General features: G+C 50.1%; 8 protein-coding genes. 1 reads left to right on the plus strand and 7 read right to left on the minus strand.

Translation table 11 applies throughout. From position 1 onward, the window contains the following. Positions 1-20 precede the first annotated feature (20 nt). From GF404_00745 to GF404_00775, 7 genes are all read right to left on the minus strand, one after another. Positions 21-1,712: an FAD-dependent oxidoreductase gene (locus GF404_00745; protein ID MBD3380700.1), complete on the minus strand. Its 1,692-nt coding sequence runs from the start codon at positions 1,710-1,712 to the stop codon at positions 21-23. A gap of 257 nt (positions 1,713-1,969) precedes the next feature. Further along, on the minus strand, positions 1,970-2,236 hold the full coding sequence (locus tag GF404_00750; protein MBD3380701.1) for a hypothetical protein: 267 nt from the start codon (positions 2,234-2,236) through the stop codon (positions 1,970-1,972). A gap of 157 nt (positions 2,237-2,393) precedes the next feature. Further along, positions 2,394-3,122 (minus strand): methyltransferase domain-containing protein, encoded by a 729-nt coding sequence (locus GF404_00755; GenBank protein ID MBD3380702.1) that lies wholly within the window; start codon positions 3,120-3,122, stop codon positions 2,394-2,396. Further along, positions 3,028-3,333, minus strand: coding sequence for a nitrite reductase small subunit NirD (gene nirD / locus GF404_00760; protein ID MBD3380703.1), 306 nt, complete (start codon positions 3,331-3,333; stop codon positions 3,028-3,030). The genes GF404_00755 and nirD overlap by 95 nt, the downstream gene beginning before the upstream one ends. Before the next feature lie 28 nt (positions 3,334-3,361). After that, a complete protein-coding gene (locus tag GF404_00765; protein ID MBD3380704.1) occupies positions 3,362-3,832 on the minus strand; it encodes a thioredoxin-dependent thiol peroxidase in 471 nt (156 codons plus the stop codon). Positions 3,833-3,845: 13 nt separating this feature from the next. Beyond that, on the minus strand, positions 3,846-4,754 hold the full coding sequence (locus GF404_00770) for an NAD(P)H-binding protein (GenBank protein ID MBD3380705.1): 909 nt from the start codon (positions 4,752-4,754) through the stop codon (positions 3,846-3,848). A gap of 90 nt (positions 4,755-4,844) precedes the next feature. Beyond that, a complete protein-coding gene (locus GF404_00775) occupies positions 4,845-6,437 on the minus strand; it encodes a hypothetical protein (GenBank protein ID MBD3380706.1) in 1,593 nt (530 codons plus the stop codon). A gap of 181 nt (positions 6,438-6,618) precedes the next feature. Between GF404_00775 and GF404_00780 the strand changes: the two genes are divergently transcribed. After that, positions 6,619-7,079, plus strand: a 461-nt coding sequence (locus GF404_00780) for a M20/M25/M40 family metallo-hydrolase (GenBank protein ID MBD3380707.1), incomplete at its 3' end; no start/stop codon positions are given.

Below are 7,079 nucleotides of genomic sequence, written 5' to 3' on the forward strand. Positions count from 1 at the left end.
CCCGGTCAGCGTTATTACGCTTACAGGTCGTCGTAGTTGGGACCCTCGCCTCCCTGCGGGACAACCCAGGTGATGATACCGTATGGGTCGGCAATATCACAGGTCTTGCAATGTACACAGTTTGAGGGGTTCAGCTTCAACTCCTTGCCTCCGCTGTCGGTTTCCTCCATCTCATAGACAAAAGCCGGGCAGAAATGCTGACAGGGGTTGCCGTACTCGCGCGTACAGCGGTTGTTGCAGATATCGAGATCGGCAATCACCAGGTGGGAGGGCTGATCCTCCTCGTGCTTCGTGCCGGAATAATAGACATCATCAACTTTGTTGTGCGTCAGCTGTCCGTCGAAACTGATCTTCTGCAGGTTAGGATCGACCTCGGGCTTTTTGAAATATTCCTTGATTTCCTTCATGTGGGTATGATCCTCTTCGACTTTCCAGGGATCATAGAAGCCACCGCCATCGGAAATCATCTGCATCCCGACATGCCACATCCCGCGGTAGATGCCGTTTTCGAAAGCCTGGTGGAAATTGCGTGTCTCCCACAGTTCTTCCTTGATCCACGAGGATTCGACTTTGTCCATGAATGATTTCAGTTTCGCTTCCGTGAAATCATCCGCAACCAGCGACTCAAAAATAGATTCCGCCGCCAGCATCCCGGACTTGATCGCCATGTGGATGCCTTTCAAACGACGCGGATTCAGAAAGCTGGCAGAATCGCCGGCAATCAAAAAACCATCGCCGAAATAGCGGGGCATCGAGTAATATCCGCCCTCGGGAATAGTCTTGGCCCCGTAGCGGACCATCTTGCCACCCTCAAGAATCTTCTTGACAAAGGGATGCGTTTTGTACTTCTGGAACATATTATGAGGATCGGTGAGCGGATTGCGATAGTTCAGGCCGGTCACGAACCCGAGCGAAATATGGGTGTCATCGACGGTATAGATGAATCCACCGCCGAATGTCTTCGAATCCAATGGCCATCCGAAAGTATGCCAGGCGGTCGGTTTCTCGAACCTGCCGGCGGGGATCTCCCACAGTTCTTTGACCCCGGTCGTATATGCCTGCGGATTGATTCCCTGCAGGCCGAGTTTCTTGGTCAAGGCCTTGGTCAGGTTGCCACGGGTGCCTTCAGCCAGAAGCGTCACCCTGGCCTGTATGTCGGTGCCGGGCTCATAGCTCGGTTTCTGCTCGCCCTTTTTGTCGACACCCTTGTCCTCGGTACGGACTCCGATCACCTTGTCGCCGTCGTAGAGCATCTCCTGTCCGCCCACACCGGGCAGGATATCAACGCCGGCGGCCTCGACCTGTTCACCCAGCCAGGAGGTAAAATTGTTCAATGAGATGACATAAAGCCCCTCGTTATGCATATCCGGCGGAGCATAGGGCGCTTTGAACTGCCCGTCCTTTTTGAAGAAATACAGGGCGTCTTCCTCGACCTTGTTGCCGAGCGGTGCGCCTTTTTCCTTGTAGTCGGGCATCAGTTCTTCGATACCTTTCGGATCCATGACCGCTCCGGACATCACGTGAGCGCCGATATGGGGACCTTTTTCAATCAGGGCGATCATCAACTCCGAAAGATCCTTACCGCCTTCCGGCGGGTTCTCGGAATATTCATCCACCAGTTGCTTGAGATGATAGGCGCAGGACAAACCTGCCACACCGCCCCCGACTATGAGCACATCGACTTCGAATACTTCGCGTTCCGGCTCGGACATGGTCACTCCTTGTATTTTTTTGAAAGATTATTCAGATATATAGTTTATACGCAAAATATGCCATCCCATTTTGCACCGCTATCATTATGTTCAAATAATACAACGCGATACAGCCGGATAAAATACGATTATTTTAAGCCGAGGTCAATACGATTTTGTGATATTGAGTGGTGTTGCGGCCCGATAGAGGAAAATTAAAAACCGGGGATGAGCTCCCCGGTTATCACGAGAAATTCATAATACGGGATTCAACCGTCTTACCTGCGGTCAAACAGCTTATAGATAAGAAGTCCAATCGCGGCACCCCAGACCGCCGAGGTGACCGGGTTGTTTTTGACTGTATCCCAGCCGGTCCGATAGGCGCGTTGCGAATAGTCCTTTACATTGCCGTAGACGTCATCGGCGGTATCACCGATATCATCACGCCAGCGCTCGAGACGGCTCTTATTATTGGGCGCCAGGTTGCGGGTAAAGCGAGCGATATCTCTGCGCAAGTCGCTAATGTCTTTTTTAAGATTATCCATGGTCGCTCCTTTCAATTTCGATTTTATATCATTTATTCTGACTTTGCGGCAGTAATCAAATAAATCTTCTATTATTAGTTACGGAACATCATAAATTTAAACAATACTGTATATTTGCGCAGAAATTACGTAGGAGTTATACGTATAATAATTATTATTAATTCAACTTAACGGCGACTGTAATACCATCACGAACGGGTGCGATCGAAGTCAAGAAATCCTTATCAGCGTAAAGTTTACGGGTAAATTCCATGATTGCTTCGGTCGTTTGATCGCGCTCGGAATCGAGTATACGGCCACTCCAGAGGATGTTATCGGTGATAAACAGGCCACCCTTTTTGAGCCGTTTTTTGACCGGTTCGATCGAATCGAGATAACCCTGCTTGTCAATGTCGTTTAAAACGATATCGAACGGACCATCGAATTTATCGAATATCTCGAGGGCATCGCCGACATGAAACTCCATCTTGTCTGCCTGTCCTGCTTCCACGAAAAACTCATCCGCCATCTGCTTATTCTCCTGTTTGCGATCGGTCAGATAAATCCTCCCGTCAGGCGGCAATACCTCGGCCATCCAGAGGGCCGAATAACCGTAGCCCGAACCGAGTTCGAAGATCTGTTTCGCCCCTGTGGTCAGGACATACTGTTGGAGCATGGTGCCGACAAGGGGGCCGATGATCGGGAAACTGTTTTCCTTAGCATAAGCTTCCATGCGGTCGAATGGTGATCTGCGCGCGGGCAGGATGCCTTCGATGTATTCAGTGATACCTGGATTGAGAATCTTCATTATATTATACCTTGATAAATACTTTACCGTCTTCGATCTTGACTTCGTAAGTTGCCACCTTGACTCCGGGAAGCTCGAGTGATTCACCCGTGGTGACATCGCATCTCCAGCCGTGCAAAGGACAGGTCACCAGGTTGCCCGCGACAGGGCCATCGGCCATCGGCCCGCCCTCATGCGGACAGAGGTTATCGATAGCATAAAACTTGCCGCCGATATTGAAAACGCCTATCTCGTCGCGTCCCAGGTCAAATGCCTTGCCGGTTCCCGGGGGGATCTCCGCTTCCGAACAGATCTCTTTGAACTCAGCCATATCTCTTTGCCTCCCTGTTGTATATGAATTACAAATCCAGCTCATTCAGGTCGTTGAGCACTTCCTGCGAGTGCCCGTCGACTCTCACTTTCGGATAGACTTTTATGATTTTGCCGTCCGGGCCGATAATGAAGGTTGCGCGCTGGATACCGTAGCCTGTTTTACCGAACATCTTTTTCTCCACCCAGACACCGTATTTTTCGGCGATTTTGTGATCCTTGTCGACCAGAAGCGGAAACGGCAGATTAAGTTTCTCGGTGAACTTCTGATGAGACTGCCTGCTGTCGGGCGAGATGCCCAGAAGAACGACGTCCCTGGTCTGAAAATTGCTGTAATCATCGCGGAAGTTTTCGGCCTCTTTTGTACAACCGGAGGTGTTGTCCTTGGGATAAAAATACAACACCACAGTTTTACCCGCGAGGTCTTTCAGGGCGATTTTGTCACCCGAAGTTGTCTCCAGGTTAAAAGCCGGCGCTTTTTTTCCTTCTTCAACGGGCATACTTTATTCCTTTCTATTTTTCGATTTCGTCCTCGAGCGACCGCTTCAGCATCGAATCGAGCGGTTCCGGCTCGATATTTAATTCATCATAGAACAGATTTGAGTCGCTGATGTTCTCCTCCAGGAGCATTTCGATCTGACTTTTTGTCAGTGGAAACGATTTAAAATACTCAAACGGGCTGATTGCCAGCTTGGTCAGTCCGACCGGCATATGGATTTTGGGTACCTTGCGATTCAGGGTTTGACCGATACTGTCAAGCAGTTGGTCATAGGTTACTCTTTCGGATCCGGCGATTTCATAAGTTTTTCCGATCGTCTCGGGTTTATCGAGTGCCTTGACGAAACCCTCGCAGACATTTTCAAGCGCGACCGGCTGAAGTCGGTACTTGCCGTCACCCACGACCGGCACGACAGGAGCGGATTTGATCAGCTTGACGAATTCGACCAGGGCCAGATTGCCCTTGCCGAAAATCAACGACGGCCTGAAAATGGTCCAGTCGAGGTCGGAATTTTTGATATAGTTCTCCGCGCGGAACTTGGTCTGGTGATATTCCGATTTCGATTCGGGGGAGGCACCCAAAGCGCTCATCTGCAGATACCGCTTGATACCCTGCTCGGCACAGATATCCACAAGCTTTACCGTGGTTTCGACATGCAGCTTTTCGAAAGTCACGCCGTGGTTGGGAAACTCCCTGATAATCCCGATAAGATTTATGACAGAGTCTATGTTCCTCAGGCGATGATGCCAATTTTCCGCATCCCCGATACCGCCGGAAATGATATCCACCTTATCAGCCAGGTGGCCCAGCTTGCGCTCGCTTCCCGGCCGTACCAGGCAGGCGGGACTGTGGCCCGTTTCAATCAGAGTTTCAGTTAATTTCCTGCCGACATAGCCGGTCGCGCCGGCGACAAAAACTCGCATCACCCCTCCATTTTGTGAAATATACACGTTTATAGCCTTGAAATGCAAGTATGAACATATAGTTCCGCAAAAACGGCGGGACGGGATTGCTTATCGGAACTGTTCGACGATCTCGATTTTAAACTGCGAGAAATCAGCCGGAAGGAGTTTCTTGTCCACCGAGTAGACCAGGTGACTCTGGTCATAATCGTCGGGCGTACCGTTGAGGTGAACCAGGTGCTTGGCGGTGATACAGTCCTCGAGGTAATCGTAGGTGCCGGCCTCCTGGCTGTCGAAAATAAGGCTGTAATACTGGTTTTGGTAGGAGTGTTCGGGGAAATGTTTCGTAAACAATGTCGGTTGATAGTCCGGGGCCAGGATCGAACCTTTGAGGCTGAATACCAGCGCGCACGAGATGGGCTGGTCCGGTTTAAATCCCTCAGCTTCGACAACATAGTGATCACCCTGGTCATAGATATTCAATGAATACTCTCCGGTTCCTGACTGGTAGACCACTTCGCCCTTCGGATTTCCGCCCCAGCTCAGGTCGCTTCCGATCTGTTTTTTGAATTTTTTCTCGAATTCGTCGGCCAGCTTGTCTATCGTTTTTTCGGCGTAATCATAGAGTTTCATGCGGATTTCGGAGACTGCTATTTTTTCAACCGAGTCGCGGTTGGCCGAAAACTGTTTGTAGAGGGACAGAAGCCCCTTCATTTCCATTCTGTCGTGCAGGAATTCAAGGAAATATCCGGCCAGGGGATAAGCGAAGTCAGCCCCCCCGATCTTCTCTTCAAAACCTTCGTAGGTCAGAAGATCGGCGACCTGGTACAAATCGTTGGCCAGGCCGTAATAAGCCAATTCGCCGTAAGCACCCAAATCAGCCCCGGGTAGACCGCCCAGAAAGACCGGCAGGCCGTACCTGAGAAGAGGGATTGTGCCGGTAGCGATTTCACCCAGTTTGTAGTCAATTAGCAGATCGGCGACGAGCTGTCCATGGGGAAGAAAACTTGTAATCAAGATATTGGCCGAACGATCATGCCATCCGGAGGTTTCATGACCGGCCATCTGGCGTACCTGGTTGGAGTTCGCGCAGAGTATGTATGTCAACTTATCTGCCTCGACTCGCCGCATCTCCCGTTCAGACAATTCCAGTTTCGCGCCGATTTCCTCGATCTCCCGGTCCAGTCGCGCCAAAGCGCTGTCGTTGATCTGTGTGGAATTGAAATAATGAAGTTCGTAATACCTGCCCTCATAGGTTTTCATGTTCTGCATCGTGGTCCAGTAGCGGGGCATGAAATAGAATTTGGCATCGCCGGCCTGCTTTAAAAAGTACTCATAATCCTTGTTGACATCATCACCGCGCAGATTGACTAATATCTTGAACTCTTTCAGTCCCGGTGCGACAACCTGGTATTGCACCTTGATTCTTCCGAGGGAAAAATCCTGCTGGTGGGCGAACAAGGGTGAATGCAGATCGAATTTGTAAGGCGCATCGCTGTAACTGATGCCCAGCTTGTAGACTTCACGCAGGTACTCCGAGTTCCAGAAGCCGGCACAAGCATTATAATCGGCCGCCTGTACATTGTTGAGATAACGTTTGAAAGTTCTTAAAGCTTCATCCTGGAGATCATGGCTGTCCTGCGCATTCAGGCTTGAAACGGCGATGATCAGTACAGTTGCTATGGTAAGAAAACGGCGTATCATATTTTCCTCCGCGAATTGTCCGCTATGCTCGGCAGTCCCGGTTTTTGCGACTTGAATTGATATTATACATATATCGGCCTCATTTGGCTACATTTTTTTATACCCCCGGGCGGAGCAAAGTTTTCCTTGACAGAGCCACTCCCGCAAATTAAGCTGTCTCAATCAGAAAGGAGCCCCGATTATGAACGCGATCGAATATATTGAAAAAAATTATGACAAGTTTGTGCAGGTGATGATCGATATGCTCAAGATTCCGTCGATCTCCGCCCAGAGTGAACATAAGCAGGATATGCTGGCATGTGCCGAGTTTTTGATGGATCAGCTCAAAGATATCGGCCTCGAGCCCCAGCTTCATGAAACTCCCGGTCATCCGGTCGTTTATGCTGAATACACGCAAAACCCGGATGCCCCCACGGCACTTATTTACGGTCATTACGACGTCCAGCCGGTCGATCCGCTGGATTTGTGGAATTCCCCGCCGTTCGAGCCGGAGATCAAGGACGACATCATTTACGCCCGCGGTTCGGCCGACGATAAGGGCCAACTTTTGATCCACGTCAAAGCGATCGAAGCGTTGATGAAAACAGAGGGAAGCGTGCCGATCAATTTCAAGCTGATCTTCGAAGGCGAAGAAGAGATCCA

The sequence above is a fragment of the Candidatus Zixiibacteriota bacterium genome (assembly GCA_014728145.1).
In the GTDB taxonomy this organism is placed as follows: Bacteria; Zixibacteria; MSB-5A5; order JAABVY01; family JAABVY01; genus WJMC01.